This window comes from uncultured Psychroserpens sp. (assembly GCF_947494225.1).
In the GTDB taxonomy this organism is placed as follows: domain Bacteria; phylum Bacteroidota; class Bacteroidia; order Flavobacteriales; family Flavobacteriaceae; genus Psychroserpens.
This window is the reverse complement of record NZ_CANLUG010000003.1, coordinates 110,127-131,012: the sequence shown is the minus strand read 5'-3', so window position 1 is coordinate 131,012 and position 20,886 is coordinate 110,127. Positions and strand designations below refer to the sequence as shown.

At 33.1% G+C, this 20,886-nt stretch carries 19 protein-coding genes and 1 pseudogene; 2 read left to right on the top strand and 18 right to left on the bottom strand.

Going from position 1 to position 20,886, the window contains the following annotated elements:
- Position 1: 1 nt before the first annotated feature.
- Positions 2-547 (bottom strand): DUF4251 domain-containing protein, encoded by a 546-nt coding sequence (locus Q0893_RS08530; RefSeq protein WP_298901688.1) that lies wholly within the window; start codon positions 545-547, stop codon positions 2-4.
- A gap of 65 nt (positions 548-612) precedes the next feature.
- Complete coding sequence (locus tag Q0893_RS08525) at positions 613-1,734, bottom strand: DEAD/DEAH box helicase (RefSeq protein ID WP_299274416.1); 1,122 nt, start codon at positions 1,732-1,734, stop codon at positions 613-615.
- 75 nt (positions 1,735-1,809) lie between these two features.
- Between Q0893_RS08525 and Q0893_RS08520 the strand changes: the two genes are divergently transcribed.
- Positions 1,810-2,622 carry a DUF1853 family protein gene (locus Q0893_RS08520; protein WP_299274414.1) on the top strand — a complete coding sequence of 271 codons (813 nt, stop codon included), beginning with the start codon at positions 1,810-1,812 and terminating at the stop codon, positions 2,620-2,622.
- Positions 2,623-2,712: 90 nt separating this feature from the next.
- Here Q0893_RS08520 and Q0893_RS08515 read toward each other — a convergent pair whose 3' ends face one another.
- Both Q0893_RS08515 and Q0893_RS08510 read right to left on the bottom strand, forming a co-directional pair.
- Entirely contained in the window at positions 2,713-3,702 is a 990-nt protein-coding gene (locus Q0893_RS08515; protein WP_298901684.1) for a hypothetical protein, read from the bottom strand.
- A 163-nt stretch (positions 3,703-3,865) separates the two neighbouring features.
- A complete protein-coding gene (locus Q0893_RS08510; RefSeq protein WP_299274410.1) occupies positions 3,866-5,698 on the bottom strand; it encodes a histidine kinase in 1,833 nt (610 codons plus the stop codon).
- Positions 5,699-5,786: 88 nt separating this feature from the next.
- Between Q0893_RS08510 and Q0893_RS08505 the strand changes: the two genes are divergently transcribed.
- The gene (locus Q0893_RS08505; RefSeq protein WP_299274407.1) at positions 5,787-6,545 is read left to right on the top strand and encodes a LytTR family DNA-binding domain-containing protein; all 759 of its coding nucleotides are present in this window, start codon (positions 5,787-5,789) and stop codon (positions 6,543-6,545) included.
- A 36-nt stretch (positions 6,546-6,581) separates the two neighbouring features.
- Here Q0893_RS08505 and Q0893_RS08500 read toward each other — a convergent pair whose 3' ends face one another.
- The 14 genes and pseudogenes from Q0893_RS08500 to Q0893_RS08435 all read right to left on the bottom strand — a co-directional run bounded on the left by Q0893_RS08500 (position 6,582) and on the right by Q0893_RS08435 (position 20,812).
- Positions 6,582-6,998 carry a hypothetical protein gene (locus Q0893_RS08500; RefSeq protein WP_299274404.1) on the bottom strand — a complete coding sequence of 139 codons (417 nt, stop codon included), beginning with the start codon at positions 6,996-6,998 and terminating at the stop codon, positions 6,582-6,584.
- A 10-nt stretch (positions 6,999-7,008) separates the two neighbouring features.
- Positions 7,009-8,145, bottom strand: a complete 1,137-nt coding sequence (gene bshA / locus Q0893_RS08495) for an N-acetyl-alpha-D-glucosaminyl L-malate synthase BshA (protein ID WP_298901678.1) — start codon at positions 8,143-8,145, stop codon at positions 7,009-7,011.
- Positions 8,146-8,157: 12 nt separating this feature from the next.
- Positions 8,158-11,112 (bottom strand): glycoside hydrolase family 3 N-terminal domain-containing protein, encoded by a 2,955-nt coding sequence (locus tag Q0893_RS08490; protein ID WP_299274399.1) that lies wholly within the window; start codon positions 11,110-11,112, stop codon positions 8,158-8,160.
- 135 nt (positions 11,113-11,247) lie between these two features.
- Positions 11,248-12,037: pseudogene (locus Q0893_RS08485) on the bottom strand (PhzF family phenazine biosynthesis protein).
- Positions 12,038-12,059: 22 nt separating this feature from the next.
- Complete coding sequence (gene serB, locus Q0893_RS08480; protein WP_299274396.1) at positions 12,060-13,283, bottom strand: phosphoserine phosphatase SerB; 1,224 nt, start codon at positions 13,281-13,283, stop codon at positions 12,060-12,062.
- Position 13,284: 1 nt separating this feature from the next.
- Positions 13,285-13,770 carry an ABC transporter ATPase gene (locus Q0893_RS08475; RefSeq protein WP_298901672.1) on the bottom strand — a complete coding sequence of 162 codons (486 nt, stop codon included), beginning with the start codon at positions 13,768-13,770 and terminating at the stop codon, positions 13,285-13,287.
- Between the two features lie 34 nt (positions 13,771-13,804).
- Positions 13,805-15,316 carry a PH domain-containing protein gene (locus Q0893_RS08470; protein ID WP_298901671.1) on the bottom strand — a complete coding sequence of 504 codons (1,512 nt, stop codon included), beginning with the start codon at positions 15,314-15,316 and terminating at the stop codon, positions 13,805-13,807.
- Positions 15,303-15,821, bottom strand: coding sequence for a PH domain-containing protein (locus Q0893_RS08465; protein WP_299274391.1), 519 nt, complete (start codon positions 15,819-15,821; stop codon positions 15,303-15,305). The genes Q0893_RS08470 and Q0893_RS08465 overlap by 14 nt, the downstream gene beginning before the upstream one ends.
- 12 nt (positions 15,822-15,833) lie before the next feature.
- Positions 15,834-16,034 carry a hypothetical protein gene (locus Q0893_RS08460; protein ID WP_299274388.1) on the bottom strand — a complete coding sequence of 67 codons (201 nt, stop codon included), beginning with the start codon at positions 16,032-16,034 and terminating at the stop codon, positions 15,834-15,836.
- 179 nt (positions 16,035-16,213) lie between these two features.
- Positions 16,214-17,005: a (Fe-S)-binding protein gene (locus Q0893_RS08455; RefSeq protein ID WP_298901668.1), complete on the bottom strand. Its 792-nt coding sequence runs from the start codon at positions 17,003-17,005 to the stop codon at positions 16,214-16,216.
- 43 nt (positions 17,006-17,048) lie between these two features.
- On the bottom strand, positions 17,049-17,387 hold the full coding sequence (locus Q0893_RS08450; RefSeq protein WP_299274384.1) for a hypothetical protein: 339 nt from the start codon (positions 17,385-17,387) through the stop codon (positions 17,049-17,051).
- A gap of 2 nt (positions 17,388-17,389) precedes the next feature.
- Positions 17,390-18,697: a 4Fe-4S dicluster domain-containing protein gene (locus tag Q0893_RS08445; protein ID WP_299274381.1), complete on the bottom strand. Its 1,308-nt coding sequence runs from the start codon at positions 18,695-18,697 to the stop codon at positions 17,390-17,392.
- Positions 18,698-18,703: 6 nt separating this feature from the next.
- Positions 18,704-19,648: an MlaD family protein gene (locus tag Q0893_RS08440; protein ID WP_298901664.1), complete on the bottom strand. Its 945-nt coding sequence runs from the start codon at positions 19,646-19,648 to the stop codon at positions 18,704-18,706.
- A 54-nt stretch (positions 19,649-19,702) separates the two neighbouring features.
- Positions 19,703-20,812, bottom strand: a complete 1,110-nt coding sequence (locus Q0893_RS08435; protein ID WP_299274376.1) for an N-acetylmuramoyl-L-alanine amidase — start codon at positions 20,810-20,812, stop codon at positions 19,703-19,705.
- Between the last annotated feature and the right edge of the window lie 74 nt (positions 20,813-20,886).

Here is a 20,886-nt window from a genome sequence, read left to right as displayed (position 1 = left end):
TTTATTCCGAAATAGGCTCAACTTTACCTGTATAGCGAATAGGAAATCGTTTGGCGCCTTTAAGCATGATCTCACTTCTTAGACTAGGAAACAATGTCACAACAACATTAAAGTTTTCATTATGACTTTTAGCCTTAAATTTTATAACATAAGAGTTGTTATCACGTTTTAAAACTTCGTAATCTTTAATACCATTTTTAAATTCTATGCTCCCATTCCCTGTTCTACTAGTAACCATCTGACGTTCTCCAAAATATGGTAAATAAGAATCTATATCATCGTTAGATAATTTGAGATGATTAGGATTTCCTATAAGACTAAAACGACCAGCATTGGCATCGCCAGGTGCTAATAAACCTGCATTTTGAAGTGCCTGTAAACCACTAGAAGATTGCGGAATCGCATAATCTGATTTGATAATAAATGATTTCCCTGCAACCAAAGCATCTAAGACATCTATTTGCTCTTGTGAGATACTTGTCTTTGTAGAACTACAGGATAACAAAAAACAACTAATAAAAAGTGTGATTAAATATTTAGCTCTCATAGCAATATGATTTTAGTGCCTTTAAGATACGAATAAAGTGTGTTATCTAGTTGTTTTTTAACATTTTATAAAGTCTTTTGCTTAAACTTTATGCCTAGCGTTTTTTGAATCCCTTGAATATTTTGTTCTTCTCCTGAAATAATTAAGGCAATGGACTCTCCTGTTTTTCCAGCTCTAGCTGTTCGACCACTTCTGTGTGTATAATATTCTAATTGATCTGGCAACTGATGGTGAATAACAAATGCCAGATTATTGACGTCAATACCTCTCGCAGAAACATCAGTAGATACTAAATATTGTAACGATTCATTTTTGAACGCTCTCATCACTTTATCACGCTCCTTTTGCTGCATGTCCCCTTGAAGGGCGTCTACTGAAAACCCTTCATTCTTTAAAATTTCAGTAAGCTGGTTTGTTCCTGCCTTTGTTCTGCAAAAAATAATGCCTCTATCATTATTATAACCATCTAATAATCTCGTGATAATGTTGGCCTTTTCTTTTATAGACGTTACAATATAATGATGAGAAATATTTGCGTTTACAATACTATTTCTGTCTATTTCAACTCTAACAGCATCCGAAGACATGTAGGTTCGTATAATTTTTTGAATCTCTTCTGGCATCGTTGCCGAAAACAACCAAGTATGTCTTGTTCCTGTTGTATATTTTAAGATCTTGTTTAAATCTTGTTTAAAACCCATGCTTAGCATTTCATCTGCCTCATCTAAAACTAGAGTCTCAATTTGTTTAATATTCACTTCACCGCGTTCAATAAAATCTAATAAACGTCCTGGAGTAGCGACAATAACATGCGTAGTTCGTTGTAAGCGTTTTAATTGGATATCCATTTTTTCTCCACCATAGACACCTTCAGAAAAAATCTTTGCGTCACAATATTTTGTAAACTTGAACAGCTGCTTTTGTATTTGTTGCACTAATTCTCGCGTAGGCGCCAATATTAAAGCCTGAACGTGATCTTTTTTTGGGTTTATATTCTCAAGTATAGGCAAACCATAAGCTGCTGTTTTACCAGTTCCTGTTTGGGCTAAACCTATAAAATCGGTATCATTTTTTAACAATACAGGTATGGCTTCTTCCTGTATTTGTGTTGGTGTTTTTATTTCGAGTTCTTTTAAACCTTTTATAAAAGGTTTTGAAATTCCTAAATCGAAAAATGTCTTATCCATAATTTTATTATTATCGCACAAAGGTATTGTTATTCTGTAAGCTTTCAGAATTAATATTCGTAATTTCGACGTGACATGCACATCGAACCAAAACATCTCCAAAACCTCTACCAATCGTATTGCAAAACGCCATTGCTTTGGAAAAACAACTTGGTTTCCGAACTCGTGCAATTTGACATTCCAATAACCACATCTTTCCCTTTTCTTCGGACATTAGAGCGTCAACTTAGATTAGGGCAATTGGCCGAACAATTTGTTTTTAATCAGTTAGAAACCGACCCAACAATTACATTATTGGCAGAGAATATTCAAATTCAAAAAGGTAGCCAAACACTCGGCGAATTAGATGTTTTAATCCGCAAAGACAAGCAACCAATACATCTTGAAATCGTTTACAAGTTTTATGTGTATGATGACACGTTAGGCCGAACGGAAATTGATTGCTGGATTGGTCCTAATAGAAAAGACAGTCTTATTGAGAAACTAGATAAACTAAAACAAAAGCAGTTGCCTCTACTCTATTCTAGTGAGTGTAGTAGTACCTTGTCTCAATTAAAACTCGACCATTTAAATTTTGAGCAACAGGTACTTTTTAAAGCACAACTTTTTGTACCATACAACAAGAGTGTGAATTTTGAAAATTTAAATAAAGAGTGTGTTTATGGGTTTTACATACACCATTACGAACTAGAGCTGTTTCAAAATTGTGTATTCTACATACCTCCTAAACTCGACTGGTTTCTTGACCCTAGTGATACGATAGAATGGCTAGATTATAAACGATTTAAGGACAGTGCTTCAACTTATCTCAATAGCCAACAATCACCTTTGTTTTGGCTTAAAAACGATAGCCAAGACTTATCGAAATGTTTTTTGTTGTGGTGGTAAAATTAAAGAGTTGAACTATAGTTTTTTCACATAAAAAGTGGGAGTTATTAACTCCCACTAAATAGATTAAAATTGATAGTTAAAGAAGTTTTACCAATTAATTGTGGTATCAAAAATATTTTGAATTTTATCGCCATTAACTTGGTGCTTTACACTACCCGCAATATTTATGTCCCATTTATAATACGATAGATTTGGTATCCCTGTTAAATATGTGTAGCTATGTATTGGGAATGTTTTTGTTCCTTTGTACGCATTAAAACAGCCGTTTTGCTCATCTAAAGTAAAATATTTAGTAGTACCAGGTATTGCTGTGTTTTGTAACCTTATAAGTGCAAACCCAGACAAGTTCACATCATATAATCTACCAGTTGATGTATTGTTATATTTCCATCCTGAACTCGTTTTATAACTCATTCGTAATCTAAAATTAAGATTAGACGTTGTATAGGCGCCAATAGTAACACTCTCGACAGCTAAATAATGAATCAATCTATACTTTAAACTCTTGTAAACTAGTCCGCTACAATTGTTAGTCAAATATTTTTGTCTCGTAAATTCTCTCCAAGCAGATGATGGTTTATATTCAGAACCATTTGTGATACTTATTAACCTATTTTCGTTACCTGATAGTTCTGTTTCTCCTACTTCGGATAATTCTTGTTCAAAGTGACCGATAACATTATTTTCTTTAATTGTATGTCCAGATTCATCAATACTATTCTCGTAAAAAAGATTGTCTGAATACGTAATGATTTTGTCACCAACTCTAAATTCTTTGTTTTCATTTAGAATAAATAAAAAGGTATATGGCGTATTGTCTTTTTCCTCTATGGATACCACATCAGAACTATAAAGAGATTTAAAATCTTGCTGTAACAACCAATTTTCATAATCTTCGTTTGAATTAAATGTACTAAACTGGTCGAGCGTATTTTTTAAATCGTCCATACTTTCAAACGATAGCATTCGGTTTTGGTTTAGTTCGTTTGATAATGGGGTTTCTTGAGTGTCAATTTCATCGTTACATGAAAAGCAAAGTGCGAGACATAGCACGCCATAAATAAGTGTTTTTTTCATTTTTAAAAGTTTCTTGTGTTAATATTAAGTTTGATTTAAATATTTAACAATAGTACTGTTAACTTAAAATTTGAAAAAATATATATTCTGAACGTAGACGTTTAAAGTTTAAACGTAGCAATGTAACTTATAAGTCTTTATTATGAAGCTAGTTAAGGATAAATTATTCTTTTATAATAGGTGTTTCTAAAATAACTTTTGTTCCCGACACTACTCCATTTTCTTTGAGATCAACAATTTGAAAATTAGCATTAACTTTAAACTTATCTCCATAGATTTTTAATCTATCATTAACGATATCGGAAGATATAGAAGGCTTGTTTTTTGATTTTTTATGAATTGCATTGGCATAGCCAACCCCATTATCAACAATGATACACTTCAAAATTTGAGAATTATCTTCAGAAACACTAAAAGTAATCTCAATCTTGCCGCTCTCTTTCAATGCGCTAATACCATGAATAATTGCATTTTCTACAAAGGGTTGAATTAACATTGGCGGAATAAAAATATCAGCAATAGTAAGTTCACAATTGATGACATATTCAAATTTCGCCATCAATTTGGATTTTAATACTAAATAATTATCTAGTGTCTCTATTTCTTCTTCTAAAGAAATAAAATCCTTACGAGAGTTTTCTAAAACACTTCTCAGTAGCTTAGAAAAACTCAATAAATACGTTTTTGCCTTTTTTGAATTAACATCCAACAAATTATATACAGAATTGAGAGCGTTATAAGTAAAATGAGGATTCATTTGAGACAATAACAAACGTTGTTCTAAATTTACCTTTTCATATTTATCCTTTAATGTCTTTCGCTTATACAGCACAATAATTAATAACACCCCTAAAAACAAAGAGCAAATAGATACAATAGCCGTAATTTTTTGTTGATCTAATTTTTGTTTTTGAGAATTATTAAGTTGCTCTAAATTTGATATTTGTTCTTCTTTAAGTTTAGTTTTATAGCCAACCTCAATCTTTTGCAGATCTTCTTTAAACAATTCTTGATTAAAAAGCGTGACTACATCAAATTTCTTTTTATAACTTTCTTTAACTTTTTTAAACCGCCTTTCTTTTTCGTAAGCTAGTATAAGGTAATCCAATACATTTAGAACAAAGTCTCTATCTTCTTTATCTACCTTTTTTAAACTAGTAACAGAATCAACGATGCGAGTTAATACATTAATTGTTTCTTTATCATGCTTATTGTTATAAATATCTACAAAATGATAATTTGTCTGAGCAAAAACCTTAGAATCTGCCCTCAAGGAACTGATGTCAATTGTATCTGATATTCGCTTAGCAATGCTAAAATAATGTATTGCAGAGTCCATTTGTTCTTCTTTATAAAAAAGCTCGCCCAAATTGGTGTAAGCAGCTAAACCGCTACGATCAGACTCGTATTTTAATGATTTATGCAAATAAATTTTTGAAGAATCTCTTTTATCCAAATACCCATATAAAATGCCTATTTGATTAAACAAATTAGCCGCTTGATAGGAGATTTTATAAAGCGAGTCTTTTTCTATTTGCTTCTGATATCTTAAAGATAATTCGGGATTACCCATGGCAAGGTGTATCTCGGCAATGGATGTCAATATATAAACTTCAATTTTATAATGATCAGGGTATTTTCTATGAATATCAAGAGATTTTAGAAAGAAGTTTAACGATTCATTATAGTTCTTACGTCTTTTATGTATCCAACCACCAACATAATATGCACGTTGTAATGACCTTTCTGCATACGTATATCCAGCTTCATCACTATTATAAACATCTATTGTCTTTTCTGAATAAAATAATGCAGAATCTCTTTTAGATTGTTTTAAACATAAAAAACTTTTGTGAGCATAATATTTAGTCCATCCTTTAAGTTCGTCATTAGATAGTAAGATGTTTTTAAAATTGGAAACCTGCAATGAATCTATAGGTTCTATTAATAGTGTGTCAACGTAATGTTGATTGATTTTTTCCGATTGGGAAAACATCAAAAAATTTAACAAAAAACAATATAGAAACAGTGCTCTTTTAATGATTAATTTTATTTCTTTATGTAAAATTTGATAATAGAGGGTAGTGAGCAAATATACTATTAATTCCATAATAATTGAAGACGATTCTGATGCCGTTAATTTTCTAAATCATTTTCTTGAAATAAATTTTAATAAATTCAAAATCAATGGTGTAGCCAAAAATGTTGGTCAGGCAATACATCTAATTGACACATTAAGACCTGAGCTAATTTTTGCCGACATTGAACTCCTTGATGGAACTATTTTTGATGTTTTAAAATCGTCTAAATATCAAGATTTTGAGATTATTTTTATTACTGGTCATAATCAATATCTTAAAAAAGCGATGGATCACTTTGCTTTTTACTTTATTGACAAGCCTATTGATGAAATTATATTGTCAAAAACACTTCATCGTTATTTAAAATTAAAAGAACGCTTATACACTTTACATAAATTCCAGTTTTTTAATGAATTTATTCATGAGAAAAAATCTAAAATAATTCTTGACGTAGGTAGAAATCAAAAAATTGTTAAGATAGATTCCATAATAAAATGTGTTGCAGACGGAAATCATACCAAGTTTTACACAGATAATAATGAAACTTTCTTGGCTCAAGGGTCTCTAAAACACTTTGAAGATCTATTAATTCGCAAAGAATTTCTAAGAATTCACCGGTCTGTTTTGGTTAATTTATCCCATGTTCTGGGTATTCAAAAAAAGTCAAAGCTCTTACTATCAAATAATATGGAAGAAGTTATTTCCGTAAGAAATAGGAGTCAGATTTTAAATCAAATCAATCTGTTTTTAAAAAGTATCTAATTTGATTTACTAATATTTTTTTAATCAATAGTTAGGCTACATCCCTAAAGTCTCATAGACATAGCAAATACCTTTTTCATAATCTATAAAATAACGAGACCGATTCCATTCATCTGGCAGTCTATACTCTATAAACCTATCGCCAGGTCTAAACCAATCTAACGGACGAGTCATTTCAATCCACATGTCATCATCATCTGGAGTTGTTAATACTAATTGATTTTGTTCCTTAAAACTATACCACCATTGTTTTGTTGGCTTAAACTTTAAAAAAACTTCATATTCTAAAGTAAAATGTGGTGATTGGTAATATTCGCCATTCAAAAGCACAAAACCCTTTGGTACTGCTGCTTTCGTCCAGTACTCAAAAGTACTTACCGCATCTGTTGATGATTTTGATATACAGCTTGATAACAAAATAAAAGAACAGAAAAGGAGTCTTAGTTTTTTCATACTAAAGACATTACAATATCAAGCATTTTTTTAATGTGTCTTCATAAATAGCCTCATATTGAGGTACAATTGCGTGTATGCCAAATTTCTTTGAAGTTGCTTTAGCATTGGCTTTGAATTCTGCCAATAAAGTATCATCCTTTAAAATATAAAGTGCATTTTTAGACATATCCTCAATGTCGTTAATAGGGCTCAAAAACCCTGAAACACCATGAACATTAACTTCAGGAATTCCTCCCGTATTACTTGAAATTACAGGAACACCAGATGCCATTGCTTCTAAAGCAGACAATCCAAAACTTTCAGTTAAAGATGGCAACAAGAACAAATCACTAAAGCAGAGAATTTTATCAATTTCATTACTATTTCCAAAGAATACCACTTTATCACTAATTCCTAATTCGGCGCATAAACGTTCTGCAGGTTCTCGCTCAGGACCTTCACCAACCATCATAAGTTTTGCAGGAATTTCTTTTTGGATATTGTAAAATATCTTAATAACATCAGGAATTTGTTTAACCTCTCTAAAGTTACTAATATGTGTAATTATTTTTTCATCAACATTGGCCATCATGGCACGTTTGCAATCAGTAAATTGATGCTCATACTTCACTAAATCAATAAAATTAGGTACGACATTAATCTCCTTTTTTATATCAAATAATCGTAAGGTGTCGTCCTTTAAACTTTGTGATACAGAGGTAACCGCATCAGATTTATTAATACTAAAAGTAACGGCTGGTTTATAAAATGGGTGACTTCCAACAAGTGTAATATCGGTTCCATGTAGCGTTGTCACAATTGGTACATAAATACCTTCTTCCTGTAACATTTTCTTTGCCATATATGCAGCATAAGCATGCGGAATCGCATAATGTACATGCAACACTTCAATCTTATGAAGTTTAACCATATCTACCAATTTACTGGATAAGGCCAATTCATAAGGCTGATAAAGAAACAGCGGATATTCTGGTACATTAACTTCATGATAATGTACATTGTTACTAAGTAGCTCTAACCTAACAGGCTGACTATAGGTAATGAAATGGATTTCGTGCCCACGTTTAGATAACTCTAATCCTAATTCTGTGGCTACAACTCCACTACCTCCAAATGTAGGGTAACAAACTATTCCTATTCGCATATAATTTTATTTCTAATGTTGGTTTTCAGCGATATCATTTTCGGTTTCATCGTCAATAATAGCTTCATAAATTAACCGCTGTATTTCAGTTCTAATATTTTCTCTTAGCAACAAATTTTTCCCTGCTTTTGGATACGTTCTATTTGCTAAGAAAATATAAACGATCTCCTCATCTGGATCTGCCCAAGCATAAGTTCCTGTAAATCCAGAATGTCCAAAACTCTTCATTGATAAACAACCGCAGGTTGGTCCTTCATCTCCCAGTTGTGGTTTGTCGAAACCAACCCCTCTCCTTACATTTTTATGACAATAATGACAGGTATTAAACTTATCTATGGTTTCGGCATTTAAATAGCGTTTTCCACCATAAAAACCCTTTTGAAGATACATCTGCATAATCTTAGCGACATCATTTGCATTACTAAATACACCAGCATGCCCGCCAACACCGTTTTGCATGGCTGCTCCCATATCATGTACATAACCATGTACTTCTTGATAGCGGAAATAATCATCTACTTCAGTTGGTATAATGTGTTTGTCGCTAAATTTAGTTGAAGGGTTATAGGTGGTATAATTAGCTCCCAACGACTGGTAAAAATGTTGTTGTGCTAATTGATCTAAAGGTGTATCGTAATAACCTTCAATATATTTTTTTAGGATGTAATATGGCAAATCGCTATAACGATAACGCAATCGAGATAACAGGTCTGTTTCTACAATTATTTTCTGAATAGAATCTGGGTAATCATGTCTCAAGAACATATTCTCAGCCACTTTAATATTAAATCGCGGAGATGCTGTTCTTCTATAATATTTTGCCAATGGTTTTTTAGTCACTGTATCTAAAGTTGACACATAAAAAGGTACCCAAGGACGCAATTGCGCATAATGTGATAGCATTTGCTTAATGGTGACATTCTTTTTATTTGAGTTGGCATATTCAGGTAATATTCTAGACAATTTTGTATTCAATGATATGGCCTTCTTTTCTTCAAGTTCCATTAGCAATGGTAAGGTCGCGAGAATTTTTGTCAAAGACGCAACATCATAAACATCCTCGAACTTTACCTTTTCCTTTCCTTTGTACGTGTGTTTTCCAAAGTTTTTATTATAAATTACTTTTCCTTTTCTAGCAATTAATAATTGTATGCCAGGCGTCATCTTATTGTCTACAGCATAATTGGCGACAGAGTCAATTCGTTTTAGTCGTTCTGAACTCATTCCAACGCGTTCTGGTAAACCATAACTTAGTGATGAAATACCATTATATGCTAGCCCTTCGCCTACTTTAAAATGATCCCCTAATGAGACTGGAAGCATCCCTTTAGAAGGAATTGCTCCAAAAATTAACTGTGCCGATTTCTGTTGTGAAACGCTACTATTTTGATAGCTCATTACAATGCTTTCGATATTTTCTATACTAGACAAGTCTAGTAAAGAATAAGGTCTTGCAAACACATCTAAAATTACCGTATTCGTTCTTGCAATCTCGTAGAGCCAAACCAATTCTTTATCCTTGAACTTGTAACCTTGCCATGGGTTTTCGTTTTTCTTATGAAATCCAACAATAACCGTATTGTAGTTTTGAAGTTTCGCCATAAGTTCATCTAACTTATCTGCTTTAACTTTATGAACCTTAGTGTATTTTTTAAGTTCATCATAAAAGGCAGAGCCTGTATCATCTCCTAACTCAACATAAGCGATTTTTTTAGTTTCCAAATTGCGAAGTGGTAAAAGTTCCGACTTATTTTTTAACACTGTAATTGCATTCTCTAAAAGTTCCTCGTATAGCACATCATCTTGAAGTCGGTTTAGATCAGCAACCAAAGTCGTAGTTCCAATAGGCTTATAATTATCTAAACCTACCTTATATTTTGCCATTAAAATCTTCTTTACAGAGTGGGCTAAACGCTCTTCTGTAATCTCTTTTGTATGATAAGCTTCAATAATTTTAGCAATTCCCTTCGGAACATCTTCGGAAATAAGAAGAACATCGTTCCCTGCTTGAAATGCAGCTAAGTCTATTTCTCCAGGAGTGCTGTAATTTGAAACGCCCTTCATTTCTAAAGCATCAGTAAAAATTAGCCCTTTAAAAGCCAAAGAATCTTTCAGTATATCTGAAACAATATGAGTCGATAAAGACGATGGAAACCCTGAACGCGGTTCTAAGCTCGGAACATTTAAATGTGCAACCATTACACTCGATAGTCCCTCTTTTATTAACTGTTTATAAGGGTACAATTCTATTGAATCTATTCGCTTTTCGTTGAAATTAATTGTAGGTAAGGTTTTATGAGAATCACTATCTGTATCTCCATGTCCAGGAAAATGTTTTGCATTAGCCAATACTCCTGCTTCTTGCATGCCTTTCATAAAGGCTGAGGCTTTCTCTGTTACATTATCGCGATCCTCCCCAAATGAGCGATTACCAATAATTGGGTTTTTCGGATTGGTGTTTATGTCTACAACAGGAGCAAAATTAAAATGAACACCAATACGTTTACAATGTTCTCCAATATGATAACCTGTTCGTTCTACCAGCTTGTTGTCTTTAATTGCCCCAAGCGTCATATTCCAAGGAAATGCATAGGTTGAATCTAAACGCATACTCAAGCCCCATTCTGCATCCATTCCAATTAACAATGGTGTTTTAGAGATCGCTTGATATTGGTTATTAAGTTTTGCTTGTCTAATTGGCCCACCTTTAGAAAAAATCAAACCTCCAATGTGATTGTTATTAATAAGTCTTGCAATTTCAGCTTCATTGCTTTTATTATTATTTGAAAATGCCCGAACCATAAATAATTGCCCTACTTTTTCTTCTAAGCTCATACCGTTATAAACACTGTCAACCCATTTTTGCTGAGCTTCAAGATTTTCATGCGCTAAAGGATGACCAGCATCTTGTGAAAAGGCAGGTATGGCAATTGTAAGAATGCAAAGGAGGGACAATATATAACGCATAAACTAAAGGTCTTTTGATATGTTCTTAATTTAGAACTAAAAACTATGCCAAAATAGTATTTTAGTATTAAGTATAAAAGACTTTAAGATAGATTTATAAACTAGGTTGTGAACAAAAAATAGAGCGCAATTTAATTATGCAATCCAAATGTGACCAATTAAATATGTCCTTGCCTCACCGCTAATTAAAACGCGATTCCCATTATCCTTGCATTTTAAAATACCTTTTCGTTCTGACACTTGAATGGCCGACAACTCTTTTGTTTTAAGACGTGTTGACCAAAATGGAATTAAAGAACAATGTGCAGAGCCCGTTACAGGGTCTTCTAATATGGATGCCTGAGGTGTAAAAAAAGCGAGATACGAAGTCACTTTGATCTCCTGGGGCTGTTACAATAACGCCGCCAGGATCAAGATTAATTTCGTCAAAATACTGTCTGTTAATCGTGATGTTTTTTACATCTTCTTCAGATTTATAAACCAAAACATAATCTCTAGATTTATAAACTTCCATTGGTTGGATATTAAGGGCTTTAGAAATGTTTTCTGGCAGTTTTGATTGTATTGGCATTCGGGAAGGAAAGTCTAAATAATAGCTATCATCCTTACACAATACTACCAGATTACCACTAGCTGTTTCAAAATTAATTGTAGCACTCTGATAGTTTAAAATGGTCTTTAAACAATGTGCCGTTGCCAGGGTGGCATGGCCACATAAATCCATTTCAATATCTGGAGTAAACCATCTTAAATGCACCTTATTTTCTTTTTCAACAAAAAAGGCCGTTTCTGCAACAGCATTTTCTTTTGCAATATTTAATAAGACATCATCCGGTAACCATTGCTTCAACGGCACTACGCAAGCTGGATTTCCTTTAAAAATCTCACTCGTAAATGCGTCAATTTGGTATATATCTAATTTCATTTACCGTGTTTATTTAAGGTAATTACTCTATCAAATCTATATGTCTATCATGATATCCTAAAAGATAAAGCACACCATCTAACCCAATACTAGAAATAGAACTTTGCGCATTGTCTTTTACTTTTGGCTTAGCATGAAACGCTATACCCAAACCAGCCAAATTGAGCATTTGTAGATCGTTCGCGCCATCTCCAACTGCAATAGTTTGACCAATGTCTATGCCTTCCATTTTTGCAATTTCTTTGAGGTATTCGGCTTTTTTATCGCCATCAACAATGTCTCCAATATAACTTCCTGTCAAAACACCATCTACGATTTCTAATTGATTGGCATAGACATAATCCATTCCTAATTTTTCTTTTAAATAGTTTCCGAAATATGTAAATCCACCTGATAAAATAGCTGTTTTAAATCCGTAACTCTTTAATGTATCAATAAGTCGTTTTGCTCCTTTGGTAATAGGTAAATTAACCGCTACGTCATGTAACACTTCCTCTTTTAGCCCTTTCAAAAGTTTCATTCGCCTTATAAAACTCTCATTAAAGTCAATTTCGCCTTGCATGGCAGATTCTGTAATTGCTCTTACTTCATCTCCAACTCCAGCTATTTCAGCTAATCTATCAATGACTTCTGCCTGAATTAGTGTAGAGTCCATATCAAAACATACTAAACGTCTGTTACGTCTAAAGATATTATCTTCTTGAAAAGCAATATCTACATCCAACTCTTTTGAAATCTGCATAAATTTTTCGGTAAAGTCTACCTTACAGTCAATTTTCCCACGAATAGAAAGTTCTATGGAGGCACGAGGATATTCTTCTTCTTTTCTAAGTGAAGTCCTCCCTGTTAGCCGCTTAATAGCATCTATATTTAAATTACGTTCGGAAATAACATTAGTAACTTTTGATATTTGCTCGGCAGTTAATGTCTCTCCCAATATGGTAATGATATAACGATCTTTACCTTGTAATTGCACCCAACGCTCATAATCATCTAAGGAAATAGGTGTGAATTTGGCCGTAACTCCCAGTTCATAAGCCTTAAACAATAAATCTTTTAAAACCGAAGCTGAATTATTCCCAGCTTCAATTTCAAATAAAAAACCTAAAGATAATGTGTCATGGATGTTTGCTTGACCGATATCTAATACCTTCGCTTCATAGTTTGCTAAAACGCCTGTTAAACTGGACGTTAAGCCTGGCTTATCTTGCCCAGAAATATTCAATAAAAAGATGTCCTTCGCCATACTATTTCAAAAATCTACTATGCCAACTTTCGCTTGCTGGAACTTCCCAGTTTTCTTTGAATTCAGCTATGTTAGTCACAAGATTGTTAAACACAATCGTCTTTTTTGAAACGGCCTTATCTTTTGCCATTTTTTTAAAGTCTAGTAGTGACTTATGAGCTACGTATTCTCCTTGTTTATATGACACATTCATTTTATCCATTAAATCAACGTTATAGTCTCTTTCTAGCTGTTGAATAAAATGTACAGAAGCATCTATACTACACCCTGTAGCATTATTTAAGTTTTGGTTTAATCCAATAACTATAAATCGTTTATATTCAATTGTATAACCAGATTGCAAATCACTTCCGTGTGCAGTCCAATTCTCAATAAAAATATTGAGTTTTTCTTTAATTCCTGAAAGCTCTTCCTCTGTAAAAGATCGGTTGGCTTGATAAATCCAAACACGTGATTCTTCAGGAAGTATATTAAAATCTACTAGCATATATTTCACTTTTTCTGAGGACAAAAATACGACTTTACATCCAATCTTTATCTTCAGACTCTACTTTAAACAATAAGAAATTATAGATCGATTTGGCATCATTTTCTTTAACGTAAGGTATTTTAACCGACTTAGATGCCGTAGTAATAATAACGGATGCTATTTGTCTACGCTTTTGAAAAATACTCTGTCTTAATTTAACGGCCTGTATTTTGTGAATTTCAAGAATATTTGTGGTTGTATCAATAACACCTCCACCAACTGTGACAAATCTATCATTAATGTGATAATAGGCCTTTTTATAACCAAAATATACATACAGAATAGCTAATGGCAAAAGAAACGCATTAACCCAGAGCGCTCCATTTCCGAAGATAAAAAAAGCAACCATATTTACTAATAAGGCCGTTACTAGGATCTTCAGAGCTAAAATGCGCTTGTAATATTGAGTTGGTTTATCAACGTCTGAATCTAAGGTATAATGCTTTAAAATCTTATCAATTAAATGATCAACCTGAGATTTCTCCAAAGCAATAATAACAAAGTTCTTTTTCTGTTTAGCACTTACCATGGCTTGATTGACAGACATTGTATGTAACCCAAAATACTGTTTAATACGATTAGTCTTAATTACGATATTTTGTATTCTGCTAGGCGTTAAACTTAGGGATACCTTGTTTAAAAGCCCTTTATTAATCTCAATGGTCTTTTGATTTTCAACAACTTCAAGATCAAAATTCGTTACAAATGTTTTTATGACTGAAAACAGCAATGAAAACAAAACCGCAAATAGAACAATGATTACATTAGTTAGAAATATGCCTAATAATGTGGTTTCATCAAACTCTGCAATAGCCTCTATTCGCTCCCTAATTTTTAGGTCTTTTACATAGTCTTTAAATTCATAGTACAACCCAAATACAAAAGACGCAATAATTGCAAAGCTCTTTAGATGGTTTTGAGATACCCCTTCTAAAAGTAAACGTTTAGGCGACACCTTAAAAAACACTTGTTTTTGTTGCTCTTGCTCACTCGAACCTGTAATGTTCCCACTAAGTATGTTAGATTCTTGTTGATCAAAAAGCTCTCTTTTAAGTAAAAGTGCAGTTGGTTTATCTAATGCATGAATTTCAATTTCAGATTTATTGTCACCTGCAGTTTCTATATTTAATGAAACAACATTTATGAGCTGCTGCAAGAAATTTTGTTTTATATATACATTTTGAATTTTGGATTTAGAAATAATCGTATTATCCTTATTAAAAATGCCAGTTGATAAATGGAAGTCATCCTGATTAATATGAAATCTAAAATGCAGGTATTTTAAAATAGCAAACACCAATAATCCTATCACAATAGCCACTAAGCTGATAACTATAACGGTTTTATTTATATGAGCAAATGATTTCTTTTTAGCAAGTGATAGGCCAAAAGCAATGAATAACACGAAAAACTTCTTAAAGAATTTAAAAGCGTTAAATGCAAAAATAATTATGATACCTTTTGCTGATTGACGAGAAGGATGCGAAAAATCAGCCGTTTCCATTAATTCTAGAGCTTATATAATCATTTATTTGTTTTGCCTCTTGATATGGCAACCCTTTAATACTTAAATCACTTCCAGATTCTCCAGCTGTATAAAGATTAAGTGTTGCAAGATTAAATTGACGAGATAACCAACTTCTAGATTCTTCTATATGCTGTATTCTTGAAATAGGAACAGTTGTAATTGAATTTATCAAAAGACCCTTTGCATAAATAACATCATGTTCTCGAATGGCATATTTTCTCTTTTTAAATGCCAAAATAGCCAAGCCAAAATTGAGAAGACAAAATCCAACAACAATGCTAAAAATGTACCAAAAACCTTCTTGAAAACCAGCCTTTGTAACAAAGAATTTACCTAATACTAATACACTAACAAACGCAAGACACATGACAACCTTATTTAAAACAATAATCTTAAGATATTGTTTTGAAATTGATAGTAACTCCACGTCTTCTACATTGGGTAATGCGTCGTTGTGTATCTGCGAATTAGAAAACCCCATAAATTATAGTTATTATCTTTTCTGCTGCTTCTTAAAAGCTCTATACGTTAGAAAGCCATACATAAGCACAGCAAAAGGGAAATAAAAAGCTAATCTTATCCATGAAAATCCACGGTTGAGCAGAAAGTATTCAAATAAAGTCACAAAAGTGCAAAACACGATTCCGCCAATTAAGGCTGCTGTAATTACGCGTTTTTTATTTATTTCGGCCATAGTTATTTTTTTAATGAATTTATATTGAGATAGGAAACCCTAACAAGACAAAGTATAGATTAAGTCGGTAATACAAGAAAGGGAATTTTTAACAGTGATTAAATGCAGCTATCAACTTGGTAAAGACGAAGGAATAATAACATCAAACTTTAGTTTAATCGTTACAAATAATACTTCCTTTACAAATCTTGCGCATTGGCTATTAGCTCGGCAATATCCATTACAGCAACATCATTTTCTTTTTCTTTATTCTTAACTCCATCTGTCATCATTGTATTACAAAACGGACAACCAGCTGCAATAATTTGTGGCTTGGTTTCTAAAGCCTGCTCTGTTCGTTCTACATTAATGTCTTTATTTCCTTTTTCTGGCTCTTTAAACATTTGTGCACCTCCTGCTCCACAACACAAACCTCTCGACTTACAGCTTTTCATTTCTACAAGCTCTGCATCTAGTTTTCTAATCAGATCTCTTGGAGCTTCATATACTTGATTAGCTCGTCCTAAATAACATGGGTCATGAAATGTAATGCGTTTCCCTTTGTACTGACCTCCTTCTATTGTTAATCGTCCTTCGGATAACAAGGTCTTTAGAAACTGCGTATGATGCATCACCTCATAATTTCCTCCAAGTTCTGGATATTCATTTTTAATAGTATTAAAACAATGTGGGCATGCCGTTACAATTTTCTTGATTTCATAGGCATTCATCACCTCAATGTTCGTAACAGCTTGCATTTGAAATAAGAACTCATTTCCAGATCGTTTAGCCGGATCACCAGTACAACTTTCTTCTGTTCCTAAAACCGCAAATTCTACATTTGCTTTATTTAAAAGTTTCACAAAGGCCTTCGTAATCTTTTTTGCTCTATCGTCAAAGCTTCCTGCACAACCAACCCAAAATAAAACTTCTGGTTGTTTCCCTGCTGCCATAAATTCTGCCATTGTTGGCACTTTGAGTAATTCGCTCATATTGTTGTTATTTTTGAAAATTGCGGATTAAAAATCAACAATTTTATTCTTCTTTAATGTTTGCAAAGTCTTTTTTTGCTATTCTTATATAGATGGCCAGTTTTTTTTGGCCTTCCTTCATTTTGTTTTTAGGATCCAAACGTTCGAGATAAGCTCGACGCTTGGCTTCTTCTCCAATGATTTTCTTTTGAAAATCAGTACAATAGTCACACAGTACTTTTAAGAGTTTAATATCCTTAACTTCATCGTTACGATATTCTATAAGTGTATACGACTTAATTTGCAACGAATCCTTTGCATATGATTGCCCAAATAACAGTCCACTATTTAAACAAAGAACAGCAGTAATTATGATACGATATTTCCGAAGAAACGTATACATCGCTATTCATTTTTCCAGTTTAAACGATCCATTTGATTATATGGCCAAGGCGCTCCATTATTTTCTATATTGGTCATCATATTATTAAGTTCCATAGGTGCTGCGCTCTGCTCCATCACTAAATATTGGCGCATTTGCATGATAATATTTAAGGGGTCGATACTCACTGGACAGGCTTCAACACAAGCATTACAACTTGTACATGCCCATAACTCTTCATTTGTAATATAATCACCTAACAATTGTTTGCCATCATCTTTAAAGCTACCTTTATTCGAATCTATATTTTTGCCAACTTCCTCCAAACGATCACGCGTGTCCATCATAATCTTACGTGGTGACAAGGCCTTACCTGTTTGATTCGCTGGACACTCACTTGTACATCGACCACACTCTGTGCACGTATATGCATTAAGCAAATTAACCCAACTTAAATCCTGAACATCACTGGCACCAAATTTCGCAGGAACGGCCGCCTCAGCTCCTTCTGGTGGAACAGCAAAAGGATCAACATTTGGATCCATCATCATTTTTACTTCTTTAGTAACCGCTTCATTATTTTCAAATTGTCCTTTAGGCGTTAGCTTCCCATAATACGTATTTGGAAATGCTAAAAGAATGTGCAAATGTTTAGAAAAATATAGATAGTTTAAAAAGACGAGTATACCAAGTATATGGAACCACCAAGCGCTTCTTTCAATAAGATGAATACTATGCTCAGAAAAATTACTAAACCAAGGTGTTATATACTGACTGATAATATTTCCAGAATCCATAGCTTGGAATTTCAAATCTGTAGCATTCATAACCAAAAATAAGGTCATAAGTACCATTTCGAAATACAAAATCATATTACCATCACTCTTTGGCCAGCCTTTCATTTCAGAGCTTAGAAAACGTTTTAATTTAATAACATTTCGGCGTAACCAGAAAATAACAACCGACACAAATACCAGTACGGCTAAAATTTCAAAAGTACCAATAAGAAATCCGTAAATAGATCCCGCAGAAGAAAACACACGATGCTTTCCTGTTAATCCATCAATTATTATTTCAAGAACTTCTATATTAATAACAACAAACCCTACATAAACAACAACATGAAGAAATCCAGCAATTGGTCGTTTTACCATTTTGCTTTGCCCTAGTGCAATCATGGTCATATTTTTCCAGCGTTGTGATTTATTATCACTAACATCCATAGCGCGACCCAGTTTAATATTTCGCATTAATTTTTTAACATTTCTTGCAAAATAACCTATGCCAATAACAAGCGCTACAGCAAATAATAGTTGTGGTAGATATTCCATATATGGTTAGTTTTTTTGGTCTTCTTCTTTTGGTGGTGTATATGGTATTTCCTTTTTAGATAGTATCCGTCTGTAACGAGCAGGATGCAACTTTATATCTCTAAGGAGTTCTTCCATTTCTTTGGATGCTGCCAGAAGGTTATCATATAACCCTTCGTCTTTTAGCAATTTACCAATGGTTCCATCTCCATTCTTAATACTGGTCATTAAGCCATTAACAGAAGTTAATGTTTCATCTAATTTTGTAATAGACTGAGACAAGTTGGTTTTCGATAGGTCTTTGGTAATCACCGCCAAATTTTTCGTTATAGAATCAAAATTTGTCAATACTGCGGCAAGTTTGTCGTCATTTTTATCAACCAAGTTGTTAATAGAAAAAGCCACAGATTTAAATGACTTCATGGTGGCATTAAGTTCTTTAATGGCGTTTTTAATACCATCTTCAGAATCATCTGCAACGAGTGTATTTAAATTAACTAAAAGGGTGTCTGCCGCTTTCAAAGTTGAGCCTAACTCATCACCAACCCCAGTGAAATTTTCAGTAAGACTTCTTACTAGACCAGGTTGAACCTCAGATTCAAGGTAGTCTCCAGGCTTAGCTTCTTCTCCTTCCTTACTAATAATTATAGCTAATGCGTTACCTCCCATTAGACCAGTTTCGTATAACCTTATTTTACTCTGTTTTGAGAAAGACAGTTTGTCATTTACGGTAAAAGCGACTTTTGTCTTACCACTTTCAAAGTCATAAGTAATCTCTTTTATTTTACCTACAGCATTTCCTTTTACAGTCACTGGTGACGCCGTACTTAAAGCGTTATAATCAAATTCTGTATAATACGTATTAGGAGATTCAAAGAGATTTTCACCTTTGAGATAATTGAATAAAAATATCAATAATATAATACCCGAAAGAACGAGTATGGCAGTTTTTACTTCTCTAGAAATTTTCAAATTTTACAATTTTGGGTTAAAACAAAATTAGCAATAATTATATAAAGAACCTTTCTAATTAGAGCCAGATTTTAATGCTTCGGAAACGTCTACTTTAATTCCATCCTTATAAGCCACTACAAAACAGTCTTTATAACCTTTAGCCCTAGCCTCTATTTGAAATTGTTTTATCTTATTATAATCAGAAGTATATCCATAGAAATACTTATAAGTGTTTCCAATTTTTATTCTTGAAATATCTGACAAGCCTTTAAAGTTATATGATTTAGGCGCCAGCTCCTTAGAGCTTGAAGCAATCTGAACTTTAAACACCACATTGTCTACTATATATGGTTCGACTTCTGCAGTTTTGGTACTTGTATCTTGATAAATATTCTCTCCAACATTCTGATCTAGTTGCTTTTTATAGGCTAAAATAGCATCTGTAATAGATTTTGACATTTTTGATTGCCCGTTTTTAGAATTTAAATACGAGCCTTCTTTTTTATATGTTAAAAAACCTGTCTCAACTAACACACTCGGCATATACGTGTTGTGCAATACCCAAAAACCAGCCTGCTTTACGCCTCGGCTTTTACGCTTTTGTTGCGACTTAAAATTATCTTCTATTTGACGAGCAAGTCGTATACTTTCATCTAAATACACTTCTTGAATAATTGTTAATCCTATTAGGGACTCTGGAGAGTTTGGATCAAACCCTTCATAATGTTGTTCGTAATCTGCTTCTAAGAAAATAACCTCATTTTCTTTTTTTGCAATTTCAAAATTACGTTGGTTAGCATGGAGTCCGAGTACAAAAGTTTCTGTACCATTTGCAGAAGAATTGTGCGCGTTGCAATGCACAGAGACAAACAAATCGGCATCAGCATCATTTGCGATTTTTGCACGTCCTCTCAATGTAACAAACACATCTTTCTTTCTCGTATATATAACTTTTATGTCTTTGTTTTTTTCTAGAGCTTTCCCTATTTGAAGTACAATCTTTAGTGCAATATTACTTTCCTTATACCCGTTTCCTGTGTTACCAGAATCATCCCCTCCGTGTCCTGCATCTAATACTACTACAAACTTATCTTTGTCTCCTTGAAAAGCATGGGCAGATGTTAAAAAACTGGTAATTAACAAAATCACTAGTACGAATCTATAATAAGGTGTCGTTTTCATACGTGTTTAACGTTTTATCAACTCGATTTATTTTAAGCCATCAAACATCTCACTTTTGTGAGCTTCGAATACTT

Coding starts and splice junctions, on each gene's coding strand:
- Q0893_RS08530 (WP_298901688.1), bottom strand. CDS start 547: ATGAGAGCTAAATATTTAATCACACTTTTTATTAGTTGTTTTTTGTTA.
- Q0893_RS08500 (WP_299274404.1), bottom strand. CDS start 6,998: ATGAAAAAACTAAGACTCCTTTTCTGTTCTTTTATTTTGTTATCAAGC.
- Q0893_RS08435 (WP_299274376.1), bottom strand. CDS start 20,812: ATGAAAACGACACCTTATTATAGATTCGTACTAGTGATTTTGTTAATT.
- Q0893_RS08465 (WP_299274391.1), bottom strand. CDS start 15,821: ATGGGGTTTTCTAATTCGCAGATACACAACGACGCATTACCCAATGTA.
- Q0893_RS08515 (WP_298901684.1), bottom strand. CDS start 3,702: ATGAAAAAAACACTTATTTATGGCGTGCTATGTCTCGCACTTTGCTTT.
- Q0893_RS08490 (WP_299274399.1), bottom strand. CDS start 11,112: ATGCGTTATATATTGTCCCTCCTTTGCATTCTTACAATTGCCATACCT.
- Q0893_RS08445 (WP_299274381.1), bottom strand. CDS start 18,697: ATGGAATATCTACCACAACTATTATTTGCTGTAGCGCTTGTTATTGGC.
- Q0893_RS08520 (WP_299274414.1), top strand. CDS start 1,810: ATGCACATCGAACCAAAACATCTCCAAAACCTCTACCAATCGTATTGC.
- Q0893_RS08450 (WP_299274384.1), bottom strand. CDS start 17,387: ATGTATACGTTTCTTCGGAAATATCGTATCATAATTACTGCTGTTCTT.
- Q0893_RS08525 (WP_299274416.1), bottom strand. CDS start 1,734: ATGGATAAGACATTTTTCGATTTAGGAATTTCAAAACCTTTTATAAAA.
- Q0893_RS08470 (WP_298901671.1), bottom strand. CDS start 15,316: ATGGAAACGGCTGATTTTTCGCATCCTTCTCGTCAATCAGCAAAAGGT.
- Q0893_RS08460 (WP_299274388.1), bottom strand. CDS start 16,034: ATGGCCGAAATAAATAAAAAACGCGTAATTACAGCAGCCTTAATTGGC.
- Q0893_RS08455 (WP_298901668.1), bottom strand. CDS start 17,005: ATGAGCGAATTACTCAAAGTGCCAACAATGGCAGAATTTATGGCAGCA.
- Q0893_RS08475 (WP_298901672.1), bottom strand. CDS start 13,770: ATGCTAGTAGATTTTAATATACTTCCTGAAGAATCACGTGTTTGGATT.
- serB (WP_299274396.1), bottom strand. CDS start 13,283: ATGGCGAAGGACATCTTTTTATTGAATATTTCTGGGCAAGATAAGCCA.
- Q0893_RS08510 (WP_299274410.1), bottom strand. CDS start 5,698: ATGTTTTCCCAATCGGAAAAAATCAATCAACATTACGTTGACACACTA.
- bshA (WP_298901678.1), bottom strand. CDS start 8,145: ATGCGAATAGGAATAGTTTGTTACCCTACATTTGGAGGTAGTGGAGTT.